26 protein-coding genes are annotated in these 26,911 nt (G+C 58.1%); 18 read left to right on the top strand and 8 right to left on the bottom strand.

From position 1 onward, the window contains the following. The first annotated feature begins 21 nt into the window (after positions 1-21). The 10 genes from rpsP (at position 22) to HVA01_RS09105 (ending at position 9,452) form a co-directional block, all read left to right on the top strand. Complete coding sequence (gene rpsP, locus HVA01_RS09150) at positions 22-270, top strand: 30S ribosomal protein S16 (protein ID WP_007111767.1); 249 nt, start codon at positions 22-24, stop codon at positions 268-270. Positions 271-329: 59 nt separating this feature from the next. Then, positions 330-899: a ribosome maturation factor RimM gene (gene rimM, locus HVA01_RS09145; protein ID WP_146875004.1), complete on the top strand. Its 570-nt coding sequence runs from the start codon at positions 330-332 to the stop codon at positions 897-899. An 86-nt stretch (positions 900-985) separates the two neighbouring features. After that, positions 986-1,747, top strand: coding sequence for a tRNA (guanosine(37)-N1)-methyltransferase TrmD (gene trmD / locus HVA01_RS09140; RefSeq protein WP_146875059.1), 762 nt, complete (start codon positions 986-988; stop codon positions 1,745-1,747). Positions 1,748-1,920: 173 nt separating this feature from the next. After that, positions 1,921-2,277, top strand: coding sequence for a 50S ribosomal protein L19 (gene rplS, locus HVA01_RS09135; protein ID WP_146875003.1), 357 nt, complete (start codon positions 1,921-1,923; stop codon positions 2,275-2,277). Between the two features lie 157 nt (positions 2,278-2,434). Further along, positions 2,435-3,316, top strand: a complete 882-nt coding sequence (gene xerD / locus HVA01_RS09130) for a site-specific tyrosine recombinase XerD (protein WP_146875002.1) — start codon at positions 2,435-2,437, stop codon at positions 3,314-3,316. Then, positions 3,291-4,091, top strand: a complete 801-nt coding sequence (locus HVA01_RS09125; protein WP_146875001.1) for a DsbC family protein — start codon at positions 3,291-3,293, stop codon at positions 4,089-4,091. Before xerD ends, HVA01_RS09125 begins: the two co-directional genes overlap by 26 nt. Positions 4,092-4,238: 147 nt before the next feature. Continuing rightward, complete coding sequence (locus tag HVA01_RS09120) at positions 4,239-5,555, top strand: homoserine dehydrogenase (RefSeq protein ID WP_146875000.1); 1,317 nt, start codon at positions 4,239-4,241, stop codon at positions 5,553-5,555. A gap of 5 nt (positions 5,556-5,560) precedes the next feature. Beyond that, positions 5,561-6,949 (top strand): threonine synthase, encoded by a 1,389-nt coding sequence (gene thrC / locus HVA01_RS09115; protein ID WP_146874999.1) that lies wholly within the window; start codon positions 5,561-5,563, stop codon positions 6,947-6,949. 7 nt (positions 6,950-6,956) lie between these two features. Continuing rightward, positions 6,957-8,780, top strand: coding sequence for a single-stranded-DNA-specific exonuclease RecJ (locus HVA01_RS09110; protein WP_146874998.1), 1,824 nt, complete (start codon positions 6,957-6,959; stop codon positions 8,778-8,780). A 42-nt stretch (positions 8,781-8,822) separates the two neighbouring features. Next, on the top strand, positions 8,823-9,452 hold the full coding sequence (locus HVA01_RS09105; protein WP_146874997.1) for a YitT family protein: 630 nt from the start codon (positions 8,823-8,825) through the stop codon (positions 9,450-9,452). Positions 9,453-9,526: 74 nt separating this feature from the next. Here the strand turns inward: HVA01_RS09105 and HVA01_RS09100 are convergent, their stop codons facing one another. Next, the gene (locus tag HVA01_RS09100) at positions 9,527-12,037 is read right to left on the bottom strand and encodes a heavy metal translocating P-type ATPase (RefSeq protein WP_146875058.1); all 2,511 of its coding nucleotides are present in this window, start codon (positions 12,035-12,037) and stop codon (positions 9,527-9,529) included. 89 nt (positions 12,038-12,126) lie between these two features. Further along, on the bottom strand, positions 12,127-12,555 hold the full coding sequence (locus HVA01_RS09095; protein ID WP_146874996.1) for a MerR family transcriptional regulator: 429 nt from the start codon (positions 12,553-12,555) through the stop codon (positions 12,127-12,129). 273 nt (positions 12,556-12,828) lie between these two features. On the opposite strand from HVA01_RS09095, the gene HVA01_RS09090 reads away from it, so the two are divergent. Continuing rightward, positions 12,829-14,142 carry an OmpP1/FadL family transporter gene (locus HVA01_RS09090; RefSeq protein WP_146874995.1) on the top strand — a complete coding sequence of 438 codons (1,314 nt, stop codon included), beginning with the start codon at positions 12,829-12,831 and terminating at the stop codon, positions 14,140-14,142. Positions 14,143-14,209: 67 nt separating this feature from the next. Here HVA01_RS09090 and HVA01_RS09085 read toward each other — a convergent pair whose 3' ends face one another. The 4 genes from HVA01_RS09085 to HVA01_RS09070 all read right to left on the bottom strand — a co-directional run bounded on the left by HVA01_RS09085 (position 14,210) and on the right by HVA01_RS09070 (position 19,314). Next, positions 14,210-15,823: an ABC transporter ATP-binding protein gene (locus HVA01_RS09085; protein WP_146874994.1), complete on the bottom strand. Its 1,614-nt coding sequence runs from the start codon at positions 15,821-15,823 to the stop codon at positions 14,210-14,212. Positions 15,824-15,857: 34 nt separating this feature from the next. After that, positions 15,858-16,736: an ABC transporter permease subunit gene (locus HVA01_RS09080; RefSeq protein ID WP_146874993.1), complete on the bottom strand. Its 879-nt coding sequence runs from the start codon at positions 16,734-16,736 to the stop codon at positions 15,858-15,860. Further along, the gene (oppB, locus tag HVA01_RS09075; RefSeq protein ID WP_146874992.1) at positions 16,729-17,658 is read right to left on the bottom strand and encodes an oligopeptide ABC transporter permease OppB; all 930 of its coding nucleotides are present in this window, start codon (positions 17,656-17,658) and stop codon (positions 16,729-16,731) included. Before oppB ends, HVA01_RS09080 begins: the two co-directional genes overlap by 8 nt. An 81-nt stretch (positions 17,659-17,739) precedes the next feature. After that, positions 17,740-19,314: a peptide ABC transporter substrate-binding protein gene (locus tag HVA01_RS09070; protein WP_146874991.1), complete on the bottom strand. Its 1,575-nt coding sequence runs from the start codon at positions 19,312-19,314 to the stop codon at positions 17,740-17,742. 242 nt (positions 19,315-19,556) lie between these two features. Between HVA01_RS09070 and prfB the strand changes: the two genes are divergently transcribed. The 7 genes from prfB to rimI all read left to right on the top strand — a co-directional run bounded on the left by prfB (position 19,557) and on the right by rimI (position 25,887). Next, positions 19,557-20,655, top strand: a protein-coding gene (gene prfB, locus HVA01_RS09065; RefSeq protein ID WP_146874990.1) for a peptide chain release factor 2 whose coding sequence is annotated in 2 segments (ribosomal slippage) — positions 19,557-19,631 and positions 19,633-20,655 — 1,098 coding nt in all. Because the reading frame shifts where the segments join, the coding sequence is not laid out codon by codon here. 33 nt (positions 20,656-20,688) lie between these two features. Further along, the gene (gene lysS / locus HVA01_RS09060; RefSeq protein WP_146874989.1) at positions 20,689-22,200 is read left to right on the top strand and encodes a lysine--tRNA ligase; all 1,512 of its coding nucleotides are present in this window, start codon (positions 20,689-20,691) and stop codon (positions 22,198-22,200) included. 95 nt (positions 22,201-22,295) lie between these two features. Next, positions 22,296-22,682 (top strand): hypothetical protein, encoded by a 387-nt coding sequence (locus tag HVA01_RS09055; RefSeq protein WP_146874988.1) that lies wholly within the window; start codon positions 22,296-22,298, stop codon positions 22,680-22,682. A gap of 146 nt (positions 22,683-22,828) precedes the next feature. Next, on the top strand, positions 22,829-24,232 hold the full coding sequence (locus HVA01_RS09050; RefSeq protein WP_146874987.1) for an MFS transporter: 1,404 nt from the start codon (positions 22,829-22,831) through the stop codon (positions 24,230-24,232). Between the two features lie 41 nt (positions 24,233-24,273). Continuing rightward, positions 24,274-24,582, top strand: a complete 309-nt coding sequence (locus HVA01_RS09045) for a BolA family protein (RefSeq protein ID WP_146874986.1) — start codon at positions 24,274-24,276, stop codon at positions 24,580-24,582. Then, positions 24,579-25,445, top strand: a complete 867-nt coding sequence (locus HVA01_RS09040) for a hypothetical protein (RefSeq protein ID WP_146874985.1) — start codon at positions 24,579-24,581, stop codon at positions 25,443-25,445. The genes HVA01_RS09045 and HVA01_RS09040 overlap by 4 nt, the downstream gene beginning before the upstream one ends. Beyond that, positions 25,435-25,887 carry a ribosomal protein S18-alanine N-acetyltransferase gene (rimI, locus tag HVA01_RS09035; protein WP_146874984.1) on the top strand — a complete coding sequence of 151 codons (453 nt, stop codon included), beginning with the start codon at positions 25,435-25,437 and terminating at the stop codon, positions 25,885-25,887. The genes HVA01_RS09040 and rimI overlap by 11 nt, the downstream gene beginning before the upstream one ends. Before the next feature lie 44 nt (positions 25,888-25,931). Here the strand turns inward: rimI and HVA01_RS09030 are convergent, their stop codons facing one another. Together HVA01_RS09030 and rsmD are read right to left on the bottom strand one after the other, a co-directional pair. Then, complete coding sequence (locus HVA01_RS09030) at positions 25,932-26,126, bottom strand: cell division protein ZapB (protein ID WP_146874983.1); 195 nt, start codon at positions 26,124-26,126, stop codon at positions 25,932-25,934. 133 nt (positions 26,127-26,259) lie between these two features. Next, the gene (rsmD, locus tag HVA01_RS09025; RefSeq protein ID WP_146874982.1) at positions 26,260-26,892 is read right to left on the bottom strand and encodes a 16S rRNA (guanine(966)-N(2))-methyltransferase RsmD; all 633 of its coding nucleotides are present in this window, start codon (positions 26,890-26,892) and stop codon (positions 26,260-26,262) included. Between the last annotated feature and the right edge of the window lie 19 nt (positions 26,893-26,911).

The raw sequence follows: 26,911 nt of genomic DNA, 5'->3' as shown, positions 1-26,911 counted from the left end.
CAACCGAAGGATAGTTATCGTATGGTTACCATTCGTTTGGCCCGTGGTGGCGCCAAGAAGCGTCCCTTTTACCACCTGACCGTTACCGACTCGCGTAACGCTCGCGACGGTCGCTTCATCGAGCGTATCGGCTTTTTCAACCCGGTTGCCCGTGGTCAGGAAGAGCGTCTGCGCGTTGACCTAGACCGCGTTGTTCATTGGCAGAGCCAAGGCGCCCAGCTTTCTGGCCGCGTTGCTGAGCTGGTAAAAGAAGCACGCAAACAGGCTTGAGCCTGCTTGTAGGATTGGTTGTGTAAACAAGATGAATGCTGGGTTAGCTGAGGTCGTCAATGACGCGTTCTGAACTGAGTCAAGAACTAGGCCAAGAACTAAGCCAAACTGACGACACGCATGTGGTGCTAGGCAAGCTGACCAGCCCCTATGGGGTGAAAGGTTGGCTCAAGGTCTACTCCTACACTAGCCCGATAGACAGCATTCTAGACTACCCGGAATGGTGGCTGCGCCAAGGCGAAGGCCTTAAGCGCATCAGCATTGTTCAGGGGCGTCGTCAGGGCAAAGGCATTGTCGTGCAACTGGAAGGGGTCGATGACCGTAGCGGCGCTGAAGCGTTAGCCCAAACGGACATCTTGATGCCCAAAGAGTCACTGCCTAAGCTTGCCGACGACGAGTATTATTGGCATGAGCTTGAAGGCATAGCGGTCTTCACTCAGGCCGGCGAACGGCTAGGACGGGTCAGCTACCTGTTTGAAACCGGCGCCAACGATGTCGTGGTGGTTCGCGGTGATTCTGAGTCAATCGACAAGCGTGAGCGGCTGCTGCCATTTTTGCCAGACGATGTCATTGTCGAAATCAGTCCTCAAGAGGACCGTATGGTCGTCGATTGGGACCCTGAGTTTTGACCGACCTTATGACCCGTTTGAGCAGTGATGAATCGACCGCCTCAACAGAGCCGGTGCTTAGTGAAAATGCAGTAGTATCGCCAGCGATGTGGATCGGCGTGGTGTCGTTGTTTCCCGACATGTTCGACGCGCTAACGCAACAGGGCGTGGTCGGCAGGGCGGTAGAAAAACAGCGTATCGCACTGGAGTTTTGGAACCCGCGGGATTATGCCACTGACCGCCACCGCAGCGTCGATGACCGCCCCTATGGCGGTGGTCCAGGCATGTTGATGAAAGTCGACACCCTGCGCGCAGCGATCTTTGCAGCCCGTGAGCGGGCGCAACAAGCCACCGGCTTAGTGCCGACGGTGATCTATCTATCGCCCCAGGGGCGTAAGTTGGATCAGCAGGGCGTTCAGGCACTGGCCTCCGCCGGGCCGTTAGTGGTCGTGGCAGGGCGCTATGAAGGCATTGATGAGCGCGTGGTGGAGAGTGACATCGATGAAGAGTGGTCGATTGGCGACTATGTGCTGAGCGGCGGTGAGCTGCCAGCGATGGTGTTGATCGATGCAGCGGCAAGGCTGATTCCCGGTGTACTGGGCCATCAGGATTCCGCTGTCGAAGACTCGTTTAATGACGGGCTGTTAGACTGCCCGCACTATACCCGTCCAGAAATCATTGACGGGCGCCAGGTGCCGGATGTGCTGCTAAGCGGTAATCACGCGGCCATCAAGCGCTGGCGGTTAAAGCAGTCACTAGGCCGTACATGGCAACGCCGTCCAGACCTGTTGGAAGGCCGACCGTTAGACGCCGAACAGCGCAAGCTGTTGAACGAGTTTATCGAGGAACACGCTCTGTCCACTAAGTAGTTATTTTTCAACTACTAAGACCAGAGCGGCGGTGCAGGGCGATTAAGGCGGTCAGTCTACGCACCTGTGTCACCCATAACGACTCCCGCGTAGCTCGTTTCGAGCGCCGGGATCACGGCTTCCGCCACCCATGATTGAGCGGTCAAGCCAACACGTTATTCAGGAGTATGATGATGAGCAGTAAAAGCAAAGTGATCCAGGCGATCGAATCTGAGCAAATGGGCAAGGAAATTCCTCCCTTTGCCCCCGGCGATACCATTATCGTTCAGGTAAAAGTAAAAGAAGGTGCCCGCGAGCGTCTGCAGGCATTTGAAGGTGTGGTGATCGGTAAGCGTAACCGTGGCCTGAACTCCGCCTTCACCGTGCGTAAAATTTCTCACGGCGTTGGCGTTGAGCGTACCTTCCAGACCTACAGCCCGCTGGTTGACTCGATTGAAGTCAAGCGTCGCGGTGACGTGCGTCAAGCCAAGCTTTACTACCTGCGCGAGCGCAGCGGTCGTTCTGCTCGTATCAAGGAAAAGCTGGCTTAAACGCCACTGTTCCTCGGGCGCGCTGTACTTGGTAGGTAAGTTCCTATACGCGTCGCGCCCGGATACCAAGACCCCGTCACCGCTTTGCGGGGCGGGGTTTTTTTATCTAAATGCATGTTTATGTCGCTGAGTAAAAGCGGCTGAAGGTGGCTAACGTATGAGCGTTATCGATGCATTTTTAGATGCTCTCTGGCTAGAGCAGGGCGCCAGCGACCATACGTTAGCGGCCTATCGGCGTGATTTGACCGCCTGGCAAACGCACTTGGAGAGCCACGGCGAAGCCCTCTTGGCACCACCGCCTGAGCGGTTAAGCGAGTGGCTAGCCAGCCGCCGGGAAGATGGCTATCAGCTGCGCAGCAATGCCCGGTTACTGTCGACGCTGCGCAGCTTTTACCGCTGGGGACGCTTAAGCCATCAGGTGGAAAGCGATCCGCTGACCGATATCAAGCTGCCGCGCGTAATACCCGGCTTGCCTAATACCTTGGAAGAAAACGAGGTAGAGCGCCTGTTGATGGCCCCGGATACCGAGACCCCACTGGGCGTCCGCGACCGGGCCATGCTGGAGTTATTATACGCCTGCGGCTTGCGTGTCTCTGAACTGGTGGGGCTCACCGGCGATGCGGTTAACCTGCGCCAAAACGTGGTGAGGGTGCGCGGTAAAGGCGACAAAGACCGCCTGGTGCCCATGGGTGAGGAGGCCGCCGATTGGCTGGCGCACTATATGCAAACCGCGCGGCTGGCACTGATGAAGGATCCAACCCGCCCGGCGCTGTTTCCCGGCCGGGGCGATAAAGCCATGACCCGGCAAACCTTTTGGCACCGCATTAAAGTCCATGCGATCACCGCGGGAATCACCCGGCCACTGTCGCCCCATACATTGCGCCATGCATTTGCCACCCATTTATTGAATCATGGGGCCAATTTGCGGGTCGTACAGCTGCTGCTGGGTCATAGCGACCTGTCGACGACCCAAATTTATACCCATGTCGCCCAGGCGCGCTTGGAAAATCTACATGCAGAACATCACCCACGAGGTTGAATTGATGATGCGTCAACGCCGTTTTTTAGTACCGCCTTTACTCACTCCTTTGACGATGGTCACGTGGTTAGCGGCCGCCAGTTTGATCCCCGCCGCTGCCCAGGCCAATGATGTCACTGAACGACTGGCGGAATCGCTTAGCGTCAATGGCCAGAGAATGCCGGTGGAGGCGGTTAGCGAGACGCCCATGGACGGCATTTATCACGTGCGATTAGAGAGCGGCGAGTCTTTCTACGCCAACGCTGACGGTAGCTATTTCCTGGTCGGCGACCTGTACGAAAATGGCGATGATGGGCTGGTCAATTTGACCGAGCAAGAGCAGAACCAGGCGCGTGCCGATACGCTGGCAGCGGTGCCTGAAAGTGAGTTGGTGGTTTTTCGCGGCGCCGATGAACCGAAAGCAACAGTGACGGTGTTTACCGACCCTAGCTGCCCCTACTGCGCGCGCCTACACGACACCATTCCAGAGTTGAACGAACGCGGTATCGCCGTTCACTATATGGCGTTTCCCCGCGCGGGCATGGGAAGCCAAGCCGCCGCCACGCTGCAGCAGGTGTGGTGCTCGGATAACCGCAGTGAAGCGATGACCCAAGCCAAAGAAGACCGGTCGATTGCAAGCGCCGGGAACTGCGACAACCCTGTGGCAGAACAGTACGAGCTGGGCAAGGCACTCGGCGTGCAGGGTACGCCCGCAATTATTTTGCCCAATGGGCAGCTAGTGCCGGGATTTGTGCCCCCCGAGCGGCTCTCCGCCATGTTAGGCTTGGAAGACTAATAGCGTCGCAACGATGTGACGCTACAAACCGCTGAAATAGTATTGAGATAGGGTCTTAAAGAGCGCTTTTAAAACCCTCTTTAAGCTCGAATTACACCGTATTTAAGGCCAGCACCATCAGGTGCGCGACAATAAAGGGGAAATATTTTGAAACCGGTAAGAGTAGGTATTTGTGGTTTAGGCACTGTTGGCGGCGGCACCCTTAACGTATTGACCCGCAACGCCGACGATATTGCGCGTCGTGCTGGCCGCCCTATTGTGATTGAGCAGGTGGCCCACCGCAGTGTTCATCCTGACTGCGATATTACCGGCATCAATGCCACCTCTGATGTGTTTGAGGTCGCCACTAACCCCAATGTCGATGTCCTGGTGGAGCTGATCGGCGGCTACGATATCGCTCGCGAACTCGTGCTCACCGCTATCGCCAACGGCAAGCACGTGGTTACCGCCAACAAGGCGCTGATTGCGGTGCACGGCAATGAAATCTTCAAGGCCGCTCACGAAAAAGGTGTCATCGTAGCCTTTGAAGCGGCCGTTGCTGGCGGCATCCCGGTGATCAAATCGCTGCGTGAGGGCCTGGGGGCCAACCGTATCGAATGGGTGGCGGGCATTATCAACGGCACCGGCAACTACATTCTTACCCACATGCGCGATGAGGGCCGGGCGTTTGAAGACGTGCTCGCCGAAGCCCAGGCGCTGGGTTACGCCGAATCCGATCCAACGTTTGATGTGGAAGGTATCGACGCGGCGCATAAACTGACTATTTTGGCCTCGATTGCCTACGGCGTACCGCTGCAGTTTGAAAAAGCTTTCACCGAAGGCATTTCGCGGATTACCGCCGAAGACGTCGAACAGGCCGACAACCTCGGCTACGTGATCAAGCACCTGGGCATTTCCAAGCGCACCGATCAGGGGCTGGAGCTGCGCGTTCACCCCACGCTGATTCCCAAAGAACGCCTGCTGGCCAATGTCCACGGCGTGAAAAACGCCATTGCGATTATGGGCGATGCCGTGGGACCGACGCTTTACTACGGCGCCGGTGCGGGCGCCGAGCCCACCGCCTCCGCGGTAGTGGCCGACTTACTCGACGTGGCGCGCGATATCTCCACCGATCACCACTACCGGGTGCCTTACCTGGCGTTCAGCGGGATTGATGAAGATGTTAGCCAGCTGCCCATCATGCCGATGGAAGACATCACCACCGCCTACTATCTGCGTCTGCTAGCGGTAGACCGCCCTGGCGTCTTGGCGCGGGTGGCGACCATCCTTGCCGAGCAGGGCATGTCCATCGAGGCGCTGATTCAGAAAGAGGCCACCGAAGGCGAGCTGGTGCCCATCATTCTGCTTACTCACCGCACCAAAGAGAAGCAGATGAATGAAGCGATTCGCGAAATCGAAGCCATGGCGGATATTGCCGGCCCCGTGACACGTATTCGCGTGGAAAGCCTGGACGAAGGGGAGTAACCCAGATGCGCTATATCAGCACGCGTGGGCAGGCGCCCGCGCTCTCCTTTGAAGAGGTGGTGCTCACGGGAATGGCCAGCGACGGCGGGCTCTACGTGCCGGAAACCCTGCCTGAGTTCTCCCGCGACGAGCTTGCCGACATGGCCGGGCTTTCTTACGCCGAGATCGCGTTCAGAGTAATGAAGCCGTTTGTGAACGGCGAGATCGACGACGCGACGTTCCAGAGCATCGTCACCGAGGCCTACGCGACCTTTAACCACGACGCGGTGCTGCCGCTCAAACAGCTTGATGCCAATCACTTCCTGCTTGAGCAGTTCCACGGCCCAACGCTGGCGTTTAAAGACGTAGCGCTACAGCTGCTGGGCCGCCTGCTGGATCATTTCCTCAAAAAGCGCGGCGAGCGCGCGGTGATCATGGGCGCGACCTCCGGGGACACCGGTTCGGCGGCGATTGAAGGCTGTCGCCACTGCGACAACCTGGATATTTTTATCCTGCACCCGCACAACCGGGTTTCGGAAGTGCAGCGCCGCCAGATGACCTCGGTGCTGGCCAATAACGTCTTTAATATTGCCATTGAAGGCAATTTCGACGACGCCCAGGCAATGGTTAAAGCCAGCTTTGCCGACCAGTCGTTCCTCAACGGTACCCGTCTGGTGGCAGTAAACTCGATCAACTGGGCGCGCATTATGGCCCAGATCGTTTACTACATCGCCTCGGGCGTGGCCCTGGGTGCACCGCACCGTGAAGTGAGCTTCTGCGTGCCGTCGGCTAACTTCGGCAACGTCTTTGCGGGCTATATGGCCTACAAAATGGGCCTGCCGGTGAAGCAGTTCATCATCGCCACCAACGCCAACGACATTCTCCATCGCACGCTCACCGCTAACGATTTCTCCAAAAAAGAGCTGGCGGCGACGCTGGCGCCTTCCATGGATATCGTGGTGTCTTCTAACTTCGAGCGCCTGCTGTTTGACGCCTACGATCGCGACGGTTTGGCCGTGGCAGCGCTGCTCGAGCGCTTCCAGCAGGAACCCACCGCCCTGGCGGATGCGCCGCTGGCCACGCTGCGCGAGAAGTTTTCCAGCTACAGCGTGGACGATGCGACGATTCTGGAAGCGATCCGCGATGCCCATAAGCGCACCGGTGAAATGCTCGACCCGCACACCGCCACCGGCTACCGCGCCGCCGAGCGCGCCCGTGCTGATCAGTCAACGCCGATGATCACCCTGGCCACCGCGCACCCGGCCAAGTTCGCCGAAGCGGTGGTGAAAGCGGGCTTCCCGGGTGTGCCACTACCGCCGCACATGGAAGACCTCATTGAGCGCGAAGAGCGCTACACCGTGCTGCCCGCCGAGCTTGCCGCCGTGCAGCAATACGTCGTGGAAAATCGACGTTGAGACCCAGATGACCGATTTGTCCCATAGCACTATTCATAGCTCTGTCCATAGCTCGGCCCATAGCAATATCCAGCCACGTTTAGAGCCTCGTCCCGTTGACGAGGCGCTCTACGTTCGTGCCCAGGCGGAAGGGCTGAGTGAACTGCAGGCGCGGCTGTTGGCCTCCCGCTTACCCGGCTACAGCGGCGAACTGCTGCCATTAATCTCGCCTAGCCTGCGCTATTTGGCCCACCCGGAGAAACTTGCCGATGGCCGCCGTGCTGCCGAGCGTATTGCTCAGGCGGTAGCAGAGGGTGAGTCGATTGGTATTCTTACCGATTACGACGTGGACGGTATCACCTCTCACGTGGTGATCCGGCGCACCCTGGTAGAGCTGTTTGGGGTGCCGGAAGGCAAACTGCATAGCCTGATTGGCCACCGTATTCACGACGGCTACGGTATTAGCCTGCCGCTGGTTGAACGTGCCCTGGCGCAAAAGCCGTTTCCCACCCTGGTGATTACCGCCGACTGTGGCAGTAGTGATGAGCCGCGCATTGCGCGCTTAAAAGCCGCGGGTATTGATGTGGTGGTCAGCGATCACCATGCGTTGCCGATTGAAGGGCCGCCCCCCTCCGCCTACGCCTGCGTTAACCCCACTCGCGACGACTGCGACTACCCCGACAAAACCATCGCCGGCTGCATGGTGGCGTGGCTGTTGATGTCACTCGCCCGTGGCGTGCTGATCGAGTGGGGCGCGCTTTCGGCGTCGACGCCCAAACTGTCGCCCTGGCTCTCTTACGTAGCGCTGGGTACGGTTGCGGATTGCGTTTCGCTGGGCGGCAGCCCCGCCAACCGCGCGGTGGTCAATCACGGCTTAACGCTGATTAACCGCATGGACGCCGCTTGCTGGCGTGCCATGGCCACACGGCTGGGTGCTGACAGCGTGCCGTTTAACGCCGAGACGCTAGCGTTTCAGATGGGGCCGCGCATCAACGCCCGCTCGCGGCTGGACGACCCCTACGCGGCGCTGCACTTTATGCTCGCCGAGAACGATGGCGTTGCCAATCGCCAGCTCGACGTGCTGGATCAGGATAACCAGTCCCGCAAAGCCATTGAGGCCGATATGGCCGAAGAGGCGCGCGCCCTGGCGGTGAGTGCGTTAAGCGCCGATGAGCCTGCCGTGATAGTGCTGTTGGAAGATGGTCACCCCGGGGTGCAGGGGATTGTCGCGTCGCGGTTGGTGCAGGCCTACGGGCGCCCGGCGCTGGTGCTGACCCAGGCATCGGCGCCGGGCATGCTCACCGGCTCAGGCCGCTCGATTGATGGCTTACACCTACGCGATGCCTTACAGCGCACCTATGAGATTGCCCCTCAGGCGCTGCCGCGCTTTGGTGGTCACAGTGGCGCGGCAGGCGTGGGCGTGCCACGGGATCAGCTTGACGCCTTCAAGGCGGCTTTCCTGCAGGCAGTCGGCGAGCAACTAGGCGGTCGGGCGCTCTATCCGCGTTTATGGACCGATGGAGAGCTTTCCACGGCGCAGCTATCGCTGACCACCTTGCAAGAGATTGAAACGCTCGGCCCCTACGGGCGCGAATTCGACCCGCCGCTGTTTGAAGGACGTTTTATCGTCGAAGCGCTGCGCCCGGTGGGCGCCGACGGCGCCCACCTGATGCTGGAGCTCTCCACCGGCCCGGTGACCTGCAAAGCGATCTGGTTTCGCGCCTTAACGCCGGGGGAACTGCCCGGGTTTAGCGTCGGCGATACGCTACACTGCGCCTATAAGCTCAATCGCAACCGCTGGCGCGGCCGCGAGACGCTGCAATTGATGGTCGAGCACGCCAGCGCTATTTAAACGACGTGCTTTATAACCTTAACAACTAAGTAAGGACGCCCCATGCGCGTGGAAGATTTACCCAAGGATCAACATCGCCCCTATGAAGATGTCATGGCGATGCTACTGGGCACTTTCTTTGTCGCCCTGGGCGTCACCTTTTACACCCATGCGGTGCTGCTCACCGGCAGTACGGCGGGCCTGGCGCTGCTGTTGAGCTATATGACCAGCAGTGTCACCGGCTGGGGCTTTGGGGTGTACTTTTTTGCCATTAATCTGCCGTTTTACTACTTGGCGGTTAAACGCATGGGTTGGAGTTTTACCCTGCGCACCTTCGCCGCCATCGGCTTGGTATCGCTGTTTTCAGAGTTAACCCAAGGCTGGGTGCAGTTTGCCAACGTGCCTTCGCTCTACGCCGCCTTAATGGGCGGCGCGCTGATGGGCATTGGCATGCTGATGCTGTTTCGCCACCGCACCAGCCTCGGCGGTATCAATATCCTCGCCCTCTACCTGCAGGATAAACACGGCCTGCGCGCAGGCTATGTTCAACTAGCCATCGATGGCGTCATTCTGCTGATTGCGCTGACTCAGCTGCCACTGGATCGTGTGGGCTACTCGGTACTGGGGGCGCTGACCCTCAACCTAATCATCGCCCTTAACCATAAGCCAGGGCGTTATATTGGGGTTAGCTAGAAACATCTATCTAAGCCAGAACCACCACACAATCAGTGCGATCAGTCCCAGGCCTGCCAAGTTGATCAATATACTCATGCGTCGTCCTCCTGGCTGGGTGATGTCCATAGCCGTAAGCGGTTGGCGTTACTGACGACGGTAATCGATGACAGCGACATGGCGGCACCTGCGATCATGGGTGAGAGCAGCGTGCCGGTGAGCGGGTAGAGCACTCCGGCGGCGATGGGGATGCACAGCACGTTATAGCCAAACGCACCCACCAGGTTTTGCTTGATATTGCGCAGCGTGGCGCGGCTGATCTCTATCGCTGACGCTACGCCATGCAGCGAGCCGCGCATTAGCGTGATGCCTGCGCTCTCGATGGCCACATCGGTGCCTTGGCCAATCGCAAAGCCGACATTCGCCCGGGCCAGCGCGGGGGCGTCGTTGATGCCATCGCCCACCATGCCAACGATTTCCCCTGCCTGTTGGCGGCGCTCGATCTCGGCGTGCTTGTCTTCGGGTAGCAGGCCCGCGCGGTACTCATCAATGCCGACTTCCTGGGCAATGGCCTTGGCGGTGTGCTCGTTGTCACCGGTTAACATCACAATGGTTAAGCCGTCTTTTTGCAGGCGTTTAATCGCGGCCAAGGTGTCGTGGCGAAGCGGGTCGCTGATACCAAACAGGGCGGCAAGTTTGCCATCCACCGCTAGATACACCAGCGTGCGGGCCTGTTCCTCAAGAGCGCGGGCCTGCTCTTCACCCGCTGTAAGATCCACGCCGGCCTCTTTCAGCAGGCGCGCATTGCCGAGTAGCAGTGCACGGCCGTCGCTGGTTTGGGCTTTTACCCCACCACCGGTCACGCTGTCGAAATCATGGATCTCGGCCGGTTCAGCGTTGTGCTCATCCACGTAGGCCATTAACGCTGCTGCCAGCGGATGTCCGGAGCCGCGCTCCAGCGCGTGCACCAACGCCAACGCGGTAGATTGCTCGACGTCAAACATCTGTGCATCGGTGACGCTGGGCTTGCCTTGGGTGAGCGTGCCGGTCTTATCGACGACCAGCGTGGTGAGTTTGCTGGCGGTTTGCAGCGCTTCGCCGCTGCGCACCAGCACGCCGTGTTCCGCGGCTTTACCAACGCCGATCATGGTCGAAATCGGCGTCGCCAGGCCCAGTGCGCAGGGGCAGGCAATAATCAGCACCGTTGTTGCCGTGACCAGCATATGGATCACCACGGGGGCAGGGCCAAAATTGAACCACGCCAGGGCGGTGAGTACGGCAATAATCATCACCGAAGGGACGAACACGCTGGAAACCTGGTCGGCGAGCTCGCCAATCGGCGGGCGCGAGTTCTGGGCGCTGGCGACCTGTTCGGTAATTTGCCCCAGGCGGGTGTCGGTGCCCACTCGGGTCGCTTGGTAGACCAGCCCGCCGCGGCCATTCACTGTGCCCGCGCTGACCTCATCACCGACGTGCTTGGCTACCGGTAGTGGTTCGCCGGTAAGCATCGACTCATCAATATGGCTTTGGCCCTCAACAACGTCACCGTCCACCGGCAAGCGCTCGCCGGGGCGCACCCGTACCTGGTCGCCAGTCTGCACGGCATCAATCTCAACCTCCTGCTCTTGGCCGTCGCGTATCACTCGCGCTGTGGGGCTCTGCAGGTCTAGCAGGCGCTTTAAGGCGTCGCTGGTGCGGCCCCGGGCGCGCAGCTCCATGGCATTGCCGATCAGAATCAGCCCGATCACCATGGCTGAGGCTTCAAAATAGATGCCCTGAGCGATGTCCGGTAGCCAGGGCGCCAACAGCACTACCGCCGTGGAGTACAGCCAGGCGGTGCCGGTGCCCATGGCCACCAGCGTATCCATATTGGCTTGATGGTGCTTGAACTGCTTCCAGGCGTTAACGAAAAAGTGCCGCCCGGGGAAGGCCATAATGCCCAGCGTGAGCAGGCCAATCACCAGCCAGTAAACACGCCCCAGCCCCACGGGGTGAGGGTGAAAAAACCACATGCTCAGCATCAAGGGGATCGCCAGGGCCAGCGAGATCGCGCTGCCACGCAGCCGTCGCTGGTAGGTCTTAGCATCCCGCTCGGCGCGGGTACGTTCGGCTTCACGCATATCGACGATGGGCTCCGCTCCGTAGCCCACCGATTCCACGGCGGCGACCAACGCCTGGGGCTTAGCATTGCCAAACACCTGGGCGGAGTGGCTGCCAAAATTGACGCTGGCGGTATCGACGCCCTCAGTACGCTCAAGCGCTTTCTGAACGCTCTTAACGCAGCTGGCGCAGGTCATACCGCTAATCGCCAGGCGCTGCTTCTGGCCCTGGCGATGGGCGCTTGTGGTCTTTTCAGCATCAGCGGGTGCCGCGGTCTCGGGTTGCTTTGCTGTTTCTGCCGGGGCTGTTGCTTCTGGGGTTGTTTCGTCCAAAGCCGCCTCCGCTGGCGGATAGCCTGCCTCGGCCAATACCTGGTCAAGCTGGTCATCCGCTAAGCGGGAGGTGACCTCCAGGCGTTTATCGTCAGGCGTACCTGTGACATCAGCATTAGGATCGATTTGCTGAATGGCTTCGCGCATACGCTTTACGCAGCCTTGGCAGCTCATGTCCGGCACATGGCGGGTGGTAGGCGTCGGGTCACCACTGGCGATGTGACGCGCTGTATTAGGGGCGTTAGTAGAGGCGTTAGTGTCACTCATGGTGTCTCCTTCGCGGGCGCTGCATCGGGAAAGCTTTCAATCAGCCGGCACACGCTGTGACCGTCTGGGGTGCCGTCGGGCATGTCTTGCCAGCTGGCGAGGGCATGCTCCATGCGCTGGGCTAGCGCTTCGAGCTCGGCGATGCGGGCCCGAACCTGGGGCAGGCGGCTAGCCAGCAGGTCGCGAACCAGCGGGCAGGGTGAGTCGCCCTGGTCGGCGTGGGCGAGTATTTCGCGAATTTCCGCCACGCTAAAACCTAATTTGCGTGCTCGTTGAATAAAGTGTAGCCGCTCTAAGTCGGTATCTGAGAACAGCTGGTAGCCGTTATCCGGATGGCGCTCGGGGGCTAGTAGCTGTTCGCGAGCATAGTGGCGTACGGTTTCAGCGGTGACGCCAGCGCGTTTGGCAAGCTCGTTCACTTTCATAGCGGTCCTCGCCAGGATCAATAGCTGGGATACTAATGTGTTTATTTAGTGTAAAACCTATGGGTAACCCATAGGTCAAGCGTAGCGTAATGGAACCGCTAAAATGACTAAAACACTGATTTAAAACGACCGTGCGACTAATGTATAAGTCAAAAATGAAATAAAACGAGCGTTTGCCCTTGAACCTTTGGCCCAGTTGCGAGAAAACAGTCATGTAAAATAATGAGGGTGGATCGACGTTATCCACTGGATCATCGGGAAGAGAGGCCCACTATGAATAATAAATTTAATAAGCTCACCCTGGCCGCTGCTATTACAGCCGCCGCCTTCGCCAGCCAAGCACACGCGGGCGGATATCAAATCAACGAGCAGAGCGTCAGTGGGCAGGGCTATGGCCACGCCGGGCGAAGCTCGAATGTGGAAGACGCGACCATTGTTTACGGCAACCCTGCCGGCATGTCTTTCTTGGATCGAGCGCAAATTTCTGTAGGCGGGACATATCTAAACGTCAATAGTGATATCGATAATGCTAGCGCCACACGCAATGGCGCACCTGTGACAGGAAGTAGCGAAGGCGATATGGTCCCAGGGACGTTAATTCCCTATGCTTTCTATGCACATCCGGTGAACGAACAATTAGCGTTTGGCTTCGGTGTTTATGCGCCCTTTGGCTCTAAAACAGATTACGAAGATGGATTTATCGGGCGAAACCTTGGTAATTATACCGAGCTAACAGTCATGAGCGCCCAGCCGACGGTGTCTTATCGTTTTAATGATCAGTTTTCAGTGGGCGCCGGGGTTACGTTTAATCGAGTGGAAGGTGAGCTCAAGCGGCAGGTGCCGACGTTTACTTTTACAGGTGCAACACCTACAGGTTTTCAAGAGCTTGATGCTCGCATTGATGGGGAAGACGATGGGATTGGTTACAATATAGGTGCTATTTATCGGCCTGTTCCCGAAACAACATTAGGTCTTACCTACCGTTCAAAGGTGAGTTATACCCTGGAGGGTGACTATAAGGCTGTAGATTCTGATGGCAATGTCTATGTAAACCCTCTCACTGGTGAGAGCCAGGATAAAAGTGCTCAACTGGATTTGGATACGCCTGAAACAATCAACTTTTCAGTTACTCAGCAAATGAGTGAGAAGCTGAAACTGATGTTTGGTGCATCTTGGACTCGCTGGGATCGTTTTGATGAAATTTTAGTAACCGGTCCACGTGGGGAAACCATTACGTTTGAAGAGCAGGATTATTCAGATGCTTGGGCTTACGCTGTGGGTGGTGAGTACCAATGGAACTCACAGCTTGTCCTTCGTGCTGGGGTAACACTGGACAAAACTCCAACCAGTGACCAGTTCCGCAGTGCACGTATTCCGTCTGATGACCGTCGGATATTCTCTCTTGGTGCTGGCTGGAGCCCCACTGAGGACATGACGATTGATGTGGCTTACTCTTATTTAACAGAGCGAAGCACCCAAGTTGACCAAAGCCGTACTGATGCTGGCGGTACAATAACTTCAACCTACTCAGCCGACTACAAAAACGAAGCCCACGGCTTCGGTGCTCAGCTGACCTACCGTTTCTAATGCGCTAATCAGCAGTAGCGATAAACCCGGCCTCGGCCGGGTTTTTTGGTTAATAGCGTGCTGCCGCCTATGCCGCTGGGCTGTCCAGGAAAGCCGCGCGCATCAGTTCGCGGGTATACGTCTCGCGGGGGGCGTTGAACAGCGATTGGGTGTCGTTTTGCTCAATGATTTCGCCTTGGCGCATCACGATGACCTCATCGGCCAGTGCGCGCACCACGGCAAGGTCATGGCTAATAAATAAGTAGGTTAACCCGTGGCGCTGCTGTAAATCGCGTAACAGCTTAATCACGGTCATTTGCACCGAACGGTCGAGGGCCGAAGTCGGTTCGTCAAGCAGCAGAAACTCGGGCTTAACGACCAGGGCCCGAGCGATGGCAATGCGTTGGCGCTGGCCACCGGAAAATTCATGGGGGTAGCGGTGCCGGTGAGCTGGGTCCAGGGCGACTTCTTCAAGGGCCTGGATAACCTGGTCGTCGCGTTCGGCGCGCCTTAGCAGCGGCTGATGAACGCGCAACCCCTCACCAATGATCTCGCCCACCGTCATGCGTGGGGAAAGCGAGCCAAAGGGGTCTTGAAAGACCACTTGCATACGCGATCTCAGCGGGCGCATGCCCGCGCGGTCAAGTTGGCCAACGTCAATGTCATCGAAATGTATATTGCCGTGACTTTTTACCAGGCGAAGAAGTGCGCGGCCTAGGGTGGTTTTACCTGACCCGGATTCGCCTACGATGCCTAGGGTTTGGCCTTTGCGCAGCGTGAGGTCGATGTTTTTCACCGCTTCAAAATAGCGGTTGGGGCCAAACAGGCGTTTTGTGATCGGGAAGCGAACGCCAATGTGCTGCGCGGTGAGCAGAACGGGCGCTGAGTCGGGAACGGCTGCCTTATGGCCACTGGGATTGGCGTCAATCAGCATCTGGGTGTAAGGGTGTTGAGGCGCTTGAAACAGCGCCTTGGTGGCCCCGGCTTCGACGATTTCGCCGTGTTGCATAACGCACACGCTATCAGCTAAGTGACGAACAACCCCCAGGTCGTGGGTGATAAACAGGATCGCCATGCCATAGCGGGCCTGGAGGTCTTTCAGCAGCGCAAGAATCTGCGCCTGGACGGTGACATCCAGGGCAGTGGTCGGCTCATCGGCAATCAGCAGCTGCGGTTCGCAAGCCAGCGCCATGGCAATCATTACCCGCTGGCGTTGGCCGCCGGATAGCTCGTGAGGATAGCTGTCGATGCGGCGCTTGGGCTCGGGAATCCCCACCTGTTCGAGTAGCTCCACTACCCGCAGATACGCGTTGTTGCCCCGCAAGGGCGTGTGCTTATGCAGGACTTCACGAATCTGCCTGCCCACGCGGTGCATGGGGTTGAGCGAGGTCATCGGCTCCTGGAAGATCATTGAGATCTCGTTGCCGCGGATGGCCCGCAGGCGCTTACGGTTGACGGTGAGTAAATTTTCATCGCCCGAGCCGCCATGCCAGCGAATGGTGCCGGTGGCGCGAGCCAGCTCGGGGAGTAGCCCCATCACGGCGGTCGACGTGATCGACTTGCCCGAGCCCGATTCGCCGACTAACGCCAGCGTCTCGCCTTTACGAAGGGTAAAGCTAACGTCTTTGACAGCCGTAACGGTGCCATTGGGAAGGTCGAAGTCGACCCGCAGACGGTCGAATTCCAATAATGGCTGTGACATGAAGATTCCTTGCGTTTTGCTAGCGCGTCTTTTATTAGCGAGTTTTGGGATCTAAGGCGTCACGCAGACCGTCGCCGAGAAAGTTTAGGCACAGCAGCGTGATGGCTAGAAAGGCAGAGGGGATAATCAGCATCCACGGCGCCGTTTCCATCATGTCTTTGCCCTCGCTAATCAGTACTCCCCAGCTGGTCAGGGGCTCTTGAACACCGAGGCCCAGAAAGGAGAGAAAGCTTTCCAGCAAAATGACCTTGGGGACGGTGAGGGTTACGTAGATAATCACCGGCCCAATGGCATTGGGAATCAGGTGGCGTGTGACGATCTTAAAGCTGCTGACGCCCAGCGCATGGGCGGCTTCTACGAATTCGCGACGTTTTAAGGCGAGTACCTGTCCGCGCACAATGCGCGACATATCGAGCCATTCAACGGCGCCAATGGCGGCGTAGATCAGCAGGATGTTACGCCCAAACACCACCATCAGCAGGATCACCATAAACATAAACGGCAGCGAGTACATGATGTCGACAAAGCGCATCATCAGGTTGTCGACTCGGCCACCCACGTAACCCGCAATCGCACCGTAAAGAACGCCGATAACCAGGGAAACGAGGGTTGCCACCAAGGCCACCGAGAGCGAAATTTGCCCGCCGTGAAATACCCGTGTGAGCAAGTCGCGGCCGTTGGCGTCAGTGCCGGCGTAGTGGCCACTTTCGATGCTGGGTGGGGCTAAAAAGGCGTTCCAGTCCACTTCATCAAGTGCCCAAGGGGTTAGCCAGGGGCCCAATAAGCAGGCCAGGGCAATAATGATGAGGAGTACCAGGCTAGCGGTCGCCGCACTGTTTTGGCGAAGCCGCCGCCAGGCTTCACGCCCCAGGCTGTTGCTGGCGACCGGCGGGGCCGAGGTTGCATTATTCATTATCATAGCGAATTTGCGGGTCCAGAGCCGAGTAGAGTAAATCGACAATTAGGTTGAAAAGGACAATCAGAGCGCCGTAAAAAACCACCGTGCCCATCACCAGGGTGTAGTCGCGATTGAGCGCAGCCTGGACAAAGTAGCGGCCAATGCCGGGAATACCGAAAATCTGTTCAATCACCACCGAGCCGGTAATAATCCCAGCAATGGCGGGCCCTAGGTAGGAGATAACCGGGAGCATTGCCGGACGCAGGGCGTGACGAAAGATCACGGCGATCTCGCTAAGGCCTTTGGCGCGGGCCGTGCGAACAAAATGGCTGCCCAGTACTTCGATCATGCTGGCGCGCATCATCCGCGCAATATACGCAATCTGCTGTATAGAGAGCGCTACAACGGGGAGAATCATGTTTTTCCAATGACCGTCGTTCCAGCCGCCGACCGGTAACCAGGCGAGAAAGACACCGAATACCAGCGCCAGTAGCGGGGCAATCACAAAGTTGGGAATGGCCACCCCGGCCAGCGCCGTGCCCATGACCATATAGTCCACGGTAGAGTTGCGTTTAAGTGCGGCAATCACCCCCATGGGAATCCCCACCAGAAGTGCTAGGCCGATCGCCCACATACCCAATTCAAGGCTGACAGGGAAGCCTTGAGCGACGAGTTCAGTGACCGAAAAATCCTTGTATTTAAACGAGGGGCCCAGGTCGCCTTGAAGTAGGTTCCCCATATAGGTGAAATATTGCGCCCAAACGGGTTTGTCCAGGCCGTACGAGGCCAGTAGGTTGGCCTCTATTTCCGGCGGGAGTTGACGCTCGCCGTCGAAAGGCCCGCCGGGCGCCAGGTGCATTAAAAAGAACGACAGGGTAATCACAATCCATAGCGTCGGGATCGCCTGCAGTAAGCGTTTAAGAGTGTAGCTGAGCATTATCGGGCCTCGCTCCTCAGGCCAGGGGCCTGAGGATGTAGCGGCAGTCAGTCGTGGTATAGAACGACGAATTAACGGGAATTAATTGTCAAAGTGAATCCAGCGTGAGCGGTGGATATCCTCAATATTCGTTTCCCAGCCCTCCAGGTCAGGGCTGACAAGGTTGCGCGAGACATAGTAATAGATGGGCAACGTTGCGCTATCCTCAAGGGCGATGGCTTCAGCCTCGGCCATCAGTTCGGCGCGGGCATCCATGTCTTGGGTATTGGCTGCCTCGCTCATCAACGCATCAAATTCAGCCGAGCTGTAGGCGCCGTAGTTATTCGCCACGTTGCTTTCCAACAGGCTTAAGAAGTTTTGCGCGTCGTTGTAGTCACCGATCCAGCCTGCGCGGGCAACGTCGAAGTCACCCTGACGAATATCCGAGTAGTGAACGGCAACCTCTGAATTAAACAGATCAACCTCAACGCCAAGGGGCTTCCACATCGCGGCAAGGGCGATGGCGACCTTGCGGTGATCCTCGCTGGTGTTATAGCGCAGCATGAGTTCTAGCGGATTATCAGGGCCGTAGCCCGCTTCTTGCAGCAAATCCCGGGCGCGCTCCAGTCGCTCATCCTGAGAAAGCTCGGCGAAACTAAGCGTGGGCGCCTCGTAATGGCTGACGTTAGGCGGCACGAAACTATACGCAGGCACCTCGCCGGTACCCAGTATTTGGTCGGTAATGACTTCCCGGCGGACGGCGAGGCTGAGGGCTTCACGCACTCGCGGATCCGCCGTTGGATGGCCATTGCGGGTATTGAAAGCGTAGTAATAGATGCCCAGGTAAGGGGCTACCTGAACCGCCTCGGGTAGGTTATCCATCAGCCAGTCGTAGCGCTGGGTGGGGAACTCCCGGGCAATATCGATTTCGCCGGCACGGAAGCGGTTTAGTGCCGTATTGCGCTCTTCGATAGGGTAGTAGACGACTTCTTCAAGGGCGACGTTGTCAACGTCGTGAAAGTAAGGGTTGCGCGATGCCGTTATACGCGTTTGTGACTGCCATTCATCTAGCTGAAAAGCGCCATTTGAGACCATGTTGTCTGGTTGTGACCAGTCGTTGCCGTACGTCTCTACCGTGTGGCTGGGCAACGGGTAGGCGGTATAGTGGGAGAGCTGGTCTAAAAAGTAAGGCGTTGAACGTTCAAGGGTTATTTGCAGGGTGGTCGCGTCTAAGGCCTCGATACCCAGCGTGCTTGTTTCAGCGTCGCCCGCGTAGACGGCTTCGGCGTTTTTAACCGGATACAGCAAATAGGCGTAATTAGCGGCGGTGGCTGGCGCTAAAATGCGCTGAAAGGCGAATACAAAATCATCAGCAGTGACGGGTTCACCGTCCGACCATTTGGCGTCGTCTCTCAATGTGAAGGTATACACGGTGCCGTCAGCGGAGACTTCCCAGGACTCTGCAACGCCGGGGATACGCGACCCATCGGCGGCTTCAGTGACAAGCCCTTCAAAAAGGTCGCCCACCACGTCGTTTTCCCAGGTGCCGCTGATTTTATGCGGGTCGAGCGAGGCCGGTTCGCCCATAATCGCTAAGCGAAGCGTGTCCGCCTGGAGAGGGGCCGCGGCGCTTAACGCCAGCGCTATAGAGCCCACGAGAGTGCGAGTGTTTAGCATATTGATCCCTCCAATATTGTTCTAATACGGTTGTTTGACTATTTGCTTGCTAGTTAAGTATTAGCATCGCTGAAAAGCAGGCGTCTATAAGAAATTAAACATGCAGCTATGCGCAATTTCGATACTGAAGGCGTTACGCCCGACAGGCTCGCATGGCTGTTGGCAGCCAATTTCGCTACACTGTGCGCTTTCGGATCGATACACCTTTTACGATCCGGCGCAGACCAAGCAAGGGCGATTCCATGTTGGAAACTAATCCGATTCACAACCAGCTCAAGGACCTGTCTGAGCGGACAGCCGTTCTTAGGGGGTATCTTTGACTATGCCGAAAAGAAAGATCGGCTAGAAGAGGTCACCCGCGAGCTGGAAGACCCCAATGTCTGGAACGATCCAGACTACGCGCAGAAGTTAGGCAAAGAGCGCGCCTCCCTCGAAGCCATCGTGGCCACCATTGACGACCTTGAACAGGGCTTGGGCGATAGCCGGGATCTGCTTGAGCTTGCCGAAATGGAAGACGACGAAAGCACGGTTGATGAAGTGCGCAAAGAGCTGGATAGCATGCAGGCGGCGTTAGAAAAGCTGGAATTTCGTCGCATGTTTTCCGGCGAAATGGATCAAAATAACGCCTACCTGGAAATTCAGTCCGGCTCTGGCGGTACCGAAGCGCAGGATTGGGCCAATATTTTACTGCGCATGTACCTGCGCTGGGCGGAGAGCCACGGTTTCAAAGCCGATATCAGCGAAATCTCCGCCGGCGACGTGGCGGGTATAAAGTCGGCCACGGTGCATATCCAGGGCGATTACGCCTTTGGCTGGCTGCGCACCGAAACCGGCGTACACCGGCTGGTACGCAAAAGCCCGTTTGATTCCGGCGGCCGTCGGCATACCTCCTTTGCCTCGGTGTTTTTGTCACCGGAAATTGATGACAGCTTTGAGGTGGAGATTAATCCCTCGGATTTGCGCGTTGATACCTACCGCTCCAGCGGCGCGGGCGGTCAGCACGTTAACACCACCGATTCAGCGGTGCGGATTACCCACGAGCCGACCGGCATCGTGGTGGCCTGCCAGGGGCAACGCAGCCAGCACGCCAACCGCGATTTTGCCATGAAGCAGCTGAAAGCGCGGCTGTGGGAACACGAGATGCAAAAGCGCAATGCCGCCAAGCAGGAGGCCGAGGACTCCAAGGCCGATATCGGCTGGGGCAGTCAGATCCGCTCTTACGTGCTTGATGATCAGCGCATCAAGGATTTGCGCACCAGCGTGCAATCCAGCAACTGCGAAAAAGTGCTCGACGGGGATATTGACCAATTTATCGTCGCCAGCTTGAAGCAAGGCTTGTAATTTTTTAGCGTTTGAACATGAACAGGGTGCCCCATGGCGAACCAAGACGCGTCTTCTCTCGATAACGAAAACCACCTGATCGCCGAGCGCCGAGCCAAGCTTGCCACTCGCCGCGAGCGTGCTGCTGAGCAGGGCAAGAGTGCCTTTCCCAATGATTTTCGCCGCGACAGCCTAACCGTCGAGCTGCAAAACGCCTTCGGCGATAAAGACAAGGCCGAGCTGGAAACGTTGGACCACCACGCCTCGGTGGCGGGCCGTGTGATGCGCCAACGCGGGCCTTTCATCGTGATTCAGGATGTGGCCGGGCAAATCCAGCTCTACGTGGATAAAAAAGGCCTGCCTGCTGAAGTGCTGGAAGACGTTAAAAGCTGGGATATCGGTGATATCGTCGCCGCCCATGGTCCGGTGCATAAATCCGGCAAGGGCGATCTGTACGTGATGATGAAAGAGGCGCAGCTGCTCACCAAGAGCCTGCGCCCGCTGCCGGATAAGTTCCACGGCCTCACCGACACGGAAGCCCGCTACCGCCAGCGCTACGTGGACCTGATCATGAATCCGCAGTCGCGCAAGGTATTTGAAACCCGCGCCGCGGTGATCAGCTCCATGCGCCGCTTCTTTGAAGCCCGCGGGTTTATGGAAGTAGAAACGCCGATGCTTCAGCCGATCCCTGGCGGTGCCGCAGCGCGTCCCTTTATCACCCACCATAATGCGCTTGATATCGACATGTATCTGCGTATTGCGCCGGAGCTGTATCTCAAGCGGCTGGTGGTGGGCGGCTTCGAAAAAGTGTTTGAAATTAACCGCAATTTCCGCAACGAAGGGCTTTCGACCCGTCACAACCCAGAGTTCACCATGGTGGAGTTCTACTGGGCCTATGCGGATTACCGCGACTTGCTGGACATGACCGAAGCCATGCTGCGCACCGCGGCCGAAGAAGTGCTGGGCAGTGCGGTGATTGAGTATCAGGGCGCCAGCTACGATTTCGGCAAACCGTTTGCCCGTTTGACGCTGCGCCAGGCGATTCTTGATCATGGTGAGGGTATTGCCGACAGCGATTTGGATTCGCTGGACGCGGCAGCTGTCACCGCGGAAAAGCTCGGCATTAAGGTCAAAGCGAGTTGGGGCCTGGGTAAGGTGCAAACGGAAATCTTTGAAGCGGTGGCCGAGGAGAAGCTCGATCAGCCGACCTTTATTACCGAGTACCCAGCGGAAGTCAGCCCCTTGGCACGGCGCAATGACGCGAATCCCTTCGTCACTGACCGTTTTGAGTTCTTTGTCGGTGGCCGCGAAATCGCCAATGGTTTCTCGGAGCTTAACGACGCCGAAGACCAGGCCGAGCGCTTCCGTGAGCAGTCTGCGGAAAAGGACGCCGGGGATCTGGAAGCGATGTATTACGACGCCGATTACGTGCGCGCGTTGGAGTATGGCATGCCGCCTACTGCCGGTGAGGGCATCGGCATTGACCGCCTGGTAATGCTGTTTACCGACAGCGCCTCGATTCGTGATGTGCTGCTGTTTCCGGCAATGCGCCCTGAAGTAGGCTAAACCTACGCTTATCTAGCCAGATAGCGGATGAAAAGTTGGTAAGGGCGCATTATAGCGCCCATAATGATCAACGTTTCGACGGCGAGGAGAATCCCATGAAACTGCTTAACCGCTCCGCACTGAGCGTCAGGCCGACCCAGCCCTTTGTGGACTGGATCAACGCGCTGGAACCCACCATGGGAGATGACGACCTGACCCTGGACGACGTCGAACGTGAAAGTACCATTTACCTGATTCCTGAAATGGATACGCCTGAAGCGCTGGAAACCTTTGTGCGCGAGCGCTACGTGGCAATCCTCGAGACCGAGCTGCGCGCTTGGGAAGAGGACGAGCGCCAGTGGCCGGATAAACTGGATTGGGCGCTATTTCAGGAATTTGTGCGCGTCGAACACAGCTATCTAGCGATTGACCTGGACGACGAAACACCCCTGGAAATCTCAGAAGTCGATGATGCGTTACTACTCGACAGCGAGCAGGATTAGCATGCTAATATTTTAAGTAAGCTAAATTTTAAGTAAGCTAAACAGCGCACTTCGAAACCGGCTTAGGCCGGTTTCATTGTGTTGGTCAGTTGGTTTTAGACGCTTGGCCGTTTCGTTTAGCCGCTATCCTCCCTAGGAACTCTTGCATGCGACTGTTTGAAACCCGCCCCGGCGACGATGGCCTGCCAGGCCCTGAGCGCGTCCTTGCCGTGTTGGCGCTGGTGACCGGCACGTTAATGGCAGTGGTTGATACCACCATGATCAACCTGGCGCTGCCTACCATTGCCGCCGATTTAAACGTGTCGGCTTCCCGGGCAGTATGGATCACCAACCTGTTTCAGGTGGTGTGTGCCGCTTTCTTGCTGGTGTTTGCGGGTATCAGTGAACTGGTTACCCGCCGTCGGCTTTATCTATTCGGGTTGGGCACCTTTGTCGCCGCCGCGCTGGGCGCTGCCTTGTCGCGCAATTTGGAAACGCTGCTGGTATTTCGTGCCCTTCAGGGGCTAGGCGCGGCCGCGACGCTGTCGATCGGGCCATCGCTCTATCGGGCAATTTTTCCCTCGCGGCTGTTGGGGAGTGCGTTGGGATTAAGCGCCTTGGTCGTGGCCGGTGGTTACGCCGCAGGCCCCACGCTAAGCGGAGTGATTCTCTCTTTTGCTGACTGGCCCTGGCTGTTTGCGTTAAATGTGCCGCTGGGGCTTTGCTCGCTGTGGCTGGCCAAGCGGGCCTTGCCCCGGGAAGAACCGCGCAAAGGCAGTTTTGATGTGGCCGGGGCGCTGCTCTCGATGGTGATGCTGGCCAGCTTCTTTATTGCCATGGATGCCGTGAGCCATGCCGCACCGGTTTGGCAAAGCGCGGGCTGGGCAATGTTGGCGGCCATCGCCTGTAGCGGGTTTATCGTGCGTCAGCGGCGTGCTCCCTACCCGTTATTACCGCTTAGTGTCTTTGCCGAGCGGCGTTTCACGCTGGCCGTCTCTGCCTCTGGGCTTGCCTTTATCGGCCAGGGGCTGACGTTTGTGGCGCTGTCGTTTTTTTACCAGGAGCAGATGGGGTTTACGCCGCTCGAAACCGCCTGGCTGTTCACCCCCTGGCCATTGGCGATCATGATTGTCGGGCCGATAGCAGGGCGCTTAGCCGATCATATTAACCCCAGTGTGCTGTCCAGCAGCGGACTTGGGCTGTTGATCGTTGGCCTGATTGCATTAGCGCTGGTGGATGAGGCAACCGGTGTGGCCGGCAGCTTATGGCGCACCGCGCTGTGCGGGATTGGCTTCGGCTTGTTTCAGCCGCCCAATAACCGCGAGATGATGGGCAGCCTGCCACCCGAGCGCAGCGCCAACGTCTCGGGCGTAATGAGCACCACGCGCACGGTGGGGCAGTCGTTTGGGGTGGCTCTCGTCGGCGCTGCGCTGGCGCTGGGTTGGCCGGTGCAGGTGACGCTCTGGCTGGGCGCGGCAACCACGCTGCTGGCGCTATTGGCCAGCGTAGCGCGCATGCCGCTGGCAAGACGCGCCTTACACGCCCGTCGGGCATCGTCTAAGGCGCAGTAAGCGCGTACAATAAAGTGGTTTATGATCCCAAGGAGAACCTCATGACGCTGCAGACACAGATTGAGCAGAAGTTAACGGCGCTCGCGCCCGACGTGCTGCAGGTAGAAAACGAAAGCCACATGCACAACGTGCCCGCTAACTCGGAAACCCACTTCAAAGTGACCCTGGTCAGCGACACTTTCGACGGCCTGATGCCGGTGAAGCGCCATCAAAAGATTTATGCACTGTTGGCCGATGAGCTCTCGGGCCCGGTGCATGCCTTGGCGCTGCATCTTTACACCCCCAGCGAGTGGCAGGCGCGGGGCGGTGAACGACCCAATTCACCCAACTGTCGCGGCGGCGGGCAGTGACCCAGGAAGTTACTCGGCGTCACTATCTGGACGCCATGGGGATTACCGCCTGGGCCGCTAAATACCAGCTGCCCAATGCACTGCCCACCGAGGCCTGCGAGTGGGAGGACACGACGCCTGCCGCGACGCCACCACGCGAGCGGCTGCAGGCGTTGCTGGACGACGCCCCTGCGCCTAGATCACAAATGGCCAGGCCTCAAACGGCCAAACCCCAAGCACCCGAACGCCAACCGCCAGATGAAGCCATTGCTTCTCCTGCGGCGGTGCGGGCACTGCTGGATACTGAACCGCAGGGCAGTGCAAAACAGCCAGCGGCCCAACCCGCGCCCCCGAGTGCTGAAACAGCGGCGCCTGCCGAGCCGTTAAAGTTTTCACTCGCGTGTGTGTGCTTAGCGGGGCGCTGGCTGGTGCTGCAGGCGGGTGAAATGAGTTCGCTTGAGCAGCAGCTGCTGGGCAACTTGCTCCAGGCGGCGGGCATTCAGCGAGGGGCGTTGCCGCCAGTGACCCACTTTACCTGGCCGCAAATGGCCAACGCCTTTGCGGTAGAGGACCCATTGGACGAAGCCCGCGAAGGCTTGGCGGCGTTTGTCGCCGGCAGTGTGAGCCGGCAGGGGTGGCAGCTAGAGCGGCTGCTTTGGTGGGGCGAGCTGGGCCCCGACCAAGCGCCGCTGGACCGTATACTCAACGTGAGCGATGGGCAAAGCCAAACGCTCTCGCTGCCCGTGTGGCAGGGTCCTGCGCTTGCCTCGCTGCTCGAGGGTGCCCAGAGCAAGCGCGATTTCTGGCCGGCGCTGCAGGCGCTGGGTCGGCAGTGGGCGGACGTTGGTTCTATTGGCGAGAGGCAGACGACGGGTGATCACTGAACTCAATGTTGAACATCTTACGCAGCTAATGGCACTCGAACAGCAGGCGCAGAGCGGCACCGCTAAGTCGCAGATGCTTGAAGCGTTAGGCAGCCAAGATACCTGCGTGTTGGGCGGGTGGCAGGGCGACGTCTTGGTGGGTTACGCCATCGTGGCGCGGCTGCCGTTTGAGGCAGAACTGCAAGCGATTGGCGTACTGCCCGAGCAGCGCCGAAACGGTACGGGTCTGGCGCTGCTGGACGCGGTACTGACCACGGCACAAGGCTGGTCCAGTGAACGGCTGCTGCTGGAAGTGCGGGTGGGCAACCTTAGCGCTATTCGGCTTTATCAGCGCAGTGGCTTTAGCGAAGACGGGCGCCGCAAAGGCTATTATCCACCGCTACCAACGCTAGCCGCCGCCGGGCGTGAGGATGCGCTGCTGATGTCGCAAGTGCTTTCTTAAGTACTTAGGCAAGTACGGTAGGCAGCAGCGCATTTATCCGCTGGTTAGGACGTGCTGGAGGTATCGAGGCTGTCGAATTTGCTGAGCAGGCTGTTGAGACGGCGTTCCCAGTCTTCGCGCTCCGCTTTCAGCTTGGCGTTCTCATCGCGTAGCTCTTCGTTTTCCAGTTTCATCATTTCCAGCGCGTCAACGGTATCGGTGACTTTCTGTTCAAGCTGGTTAAATAGTTCCAAACTCATGTCTATCTCCCTAGTGTAAAAACGAGAACTCACAAATAGTTAATAAAAAACGACCCAACAACAAGCGCCAAGCGTGTCAATCGGCACGAATGAGGCGAGCGTAACGCCACCGCCGCGTGGCGGCAAGCGCTGTTTACGGTGCTTGGCGTTGATAAAGCCTTGCCGTGCTTTCGCCCGCCTGGGTTTCGCGCTGTAACTGCCAGTTGGCGGGCACCTCGGGCGTTAGCGATGTCTCGGTTTCGAGATAAATCATCGCCTCTGTGGTGAGCCAGCCGTTACTTTCCAGCGCGAAACAGCACGGCGCGGCGAGCTGTTGATGGAAAGGCGGGTCGAGAAATACCAGCGTATAGGGCTTGGCAGGGCGGGTCAGGTAGGCTTGAGCATCGTCAATATGCACCCCGCTTGCGGTAATATTAAGTAGTGCCAGATTGGCCGTTAGCTGTGCCGACGCCCGCGGGTCGCGCTCGACAAAATCTACCCACGCCGCGCCGCGGGACACCGCTTCAATGCCCAGCGCACCGGTGCCCGCGAACAAGTCGAGTACCTGCTGGCCGTCGAGCTGCTGCCCTAGCCAATTGAACAGCGTTTCACGCACGCGGTCTGGCGTTGGGCGCAAGCCGGGGATATCCAGCACCGGTAGCTGACGGCGACGAAATTCACCGCCGATAATACGCAGTTTGCCAAGCTTTTTGCCAAGTCGATTGCCCTCCCGCTGATCAGGCGAACGGCGAGAGGCGGATGAGCGGGAAGAGCGTTGTCGTTTCATAACGCGGATTGTAGCGGGC

This window comes from Halovibrio variabilis, assembly GCF_007991175.1.
In the GTDB taxonomy this organism is placed as follows: Bacteria; Pseudomonadota; Gammaproteobacteria; order Pseudomonadales; family Halomonadaceae; genus Vreelandella; species Vreelandella variabilis.
Note: the sequence above shows the minus strand (reverse complement) of the source record. Positions and strands in the feature narration are given on the sequence as shown.